The sequence below is a fragment of the Paenarthrobacter sp. AR 02 genome (assembly GCF_021538675.1).
Lineage (GTDB): Bacteria > Actinomycetota > Actinomycetes > Actinomycetales > Micrococcaceae > Arthrobacter.
Genome location: NZ_JAJUKH010000019.1, coordinates 1 through 1,657, shown reverse-complemented (window position 1 = coordinate 1,657; position 1,657 = coordinate 1). Strand labels below are relative to the sequence as shown.

The window sequence follows — 1,657 nt, the reverse complement described above, 5'->3', positions numbered from 1 at the left end:
CCGTTTCGCACCCGGCGACTCAGAAAACAATACACGCCCCACACCCCCAACGCAAATCCACCCCCAACACCCCACCCCAACCACCCACCAAACCCCCACCAACCCGCCGTCGAACACCAACCAGATGAACACGTGAGCCGGGCTCAACGCTCCTTCATTCCGGATAGGCGGGCATCCCCAAGTGCCGGTGAAAGCCGTCGTCGAAGATGCGCACGATCGAAGCGATCCGGCTGCCATCCCCTACGGTTCGATAACCAGCAGCCCCCGGGCGCGACCTTCCAGATGCCAGACAAACGCGGGCCGGCTTCGCCGGCGGGTGCAGTCAGCGCCTAACTGCCGCCGGGTCGCCCCTCCGCTCTCGCGCGAAGGAAACTCCCGACGGCGGTAAGACCGACGTAGCGTTCGCTGGCCGGCGGCATGGAAAGCCAGCACTGATCAGTAAGGAGCTCGAGGAAGGAGCCGATGTCATCCCGGGAGAAGGCGTGGACGAACTTGCGGGCGATGTCCCGCTCTGCCGCTTCCCGGGCCTGGGGGCCTTGATCCCGCAGAAGGTTCAACGAACAGTAACAGTCGTCGCAATCCGGTACAGCCACGTCCGTCGGCATCGTCAACGGACCCAGCAATCCTGGAGCAGTGTTCCCTTCGCGCTGGCACGGGGCGACATTGGGGAAGCTTGGCCTTCAAAGGCCTCCACATGTGTGACGTGGCTGGGACTTTGTAGGGGCAGATGGCGTATTCCGTGAATTGGCCACAGGCCGTGAATCCGAGACGGCGGTACACCGGTTCTCCGTCCTCAGAGGCCTGCAGTACCGCGGTTTCGTATCCGGCCTCCCGTGCGGCATGGAGTGCGGCCGCGGTGATTGCGCCGCCGTAGCCCCGCCGGCGATCCTGGGCGAGCGTGGCGATGTTGTAAATTCCAGCGACACCCGAATGCAAAAACACTTCGGCCGAACAGACAGGCCGACCGTTTATGTAACCGAGCAAGTAGTGGGCGGGACAATCTGCGCCGAGGGCAGAGTCGGCGACCTCGGCAAAGAACCGCTTCACTGTGGCAGCTGGCGGGCTCCAGCTTGCGGCGAGGATAGCGGCATAATCAGCGAAGGCAGGGCCTACCCGCCAGGAGAAAGGGCGGCCGGTGGAGGCCAGGGCCCGGATCGTCTCTGCGGTACGGGTCTGCGCTGCGTGCCGGGCGAATCGGGCTGCTGCGACGATGTTGAAGGTGTCGTCGGCCAGACCACTATCGGTGATCAAGAGATCGGCAGTTCATGTAACGGAGGCTCCGATGAGGTTTCGGTGCAAGTGGCTGGCATGTTCAGCCAAATTCTGTTCCATCGCGTGCTGCAGAGCCGATTCAGAGCCACACGGGAACTTCGCGTCTTCCATAACGCTCCAGTCAAACGTGTGTTCTTGCGCTCTAAAGCTGACCCATAAAACGAGCCCGAGGCTTGCTGTGAACCAGGCCCAAACCAAGTTAGGGAACCGGGTTGTTAAATGGGGGGAGCCCCGACCGTCGTGGTCGGGGCTCCCCCTTGTTAATGGTTGTCCGGCGGTGTCCTACTCTCCCACACCCTCCCGGGTGCAGTACCATCGGCGCTGTGGGTCTTAGCTTCCGGGTTCGGAATGGGACCGGGCGTTTCCCCCACGCTATGACCGCCGT

The 1,657-nt window shown here is 62.8% G+C and carries 1 protein-coding gene, 1 rRNA gene and 1 pseudogene; all 3 read right to left on the bottom strand.

Going from position 1 to position 1,657, the window contains the following annotated elements:
* Positions 1-329: 329 nt before the first annotated feature.
* A complete protein-coding gene (locus LRQ04_RS20465) occupies positions 330-593 on the bottom strand; it encodes a hypothetical protein (RefSeq protein ID WP_235522137.1) in 264 nt (87 codons plus the stop codon).
* A gap of 157 nt (positions 594-750) precedes the next feature.
* A pseudogene (locus LRQ04_RS20830) lies at positions 751-1,047 on the bottom strand (GNAT family N-acetyltransferase); the annotation flags it as partial.
* A gap of 494 nt (positions 1,048-1,541) precedes the next feature.
* Positions 1,542-1,657 (bottom strand): 5S ribosomal RNA (rrf, locus tag LRQ04_RS20460).